This is a genomic window from Catenuloplanes japonicus, assembly GCF_000717135.1.
GTDB lineage: Bacteria > Actinomycetota > Actinomycetes > Mycobacteriales > Micromonosporaceae > Catenuloplanes > Catenuloplanes japonicus.
The window spans coordinates 1-213 of sequence record NZ_JNXY01000123.1; the positions used below are offsets into that span (position 1 = coordinate 1).

A 213-nucleotide genomic window follows, 5' to 3' on the forward strand; every position below is an offset into this window, starting at 1 on the left:
AAGGTCCCGGCGGGGATTCCGCAGGAGGACGTGCCGTCCTACATCCGGGAGCGCGTCCAGAGTCACGTCGTCAACACGGTTCCGCTCACGGTCAACCCGGTCGGATACACGGCCGAGAACACGGTCAGCACGATCAGCGGTCAGCAGACCAGTCGTTCGGTGATTCTGGCCAGTGGTCTCGGTCAGCCGGTGCACAAGTTCACGATCGACATG

1 protein-coding gene is annotated in these 213 nt (G+C 62.9%); it reads left to right on the forward strand.

The annotated features are described in order from the left end of the window. Positions 1-213, forward strand: a 213-nt coding sequence (locus tag OP04_RS55310) for a hypothetical protein (protein ID WP_033346834.1), incomplete at both ends; no start/stop codon positions are given.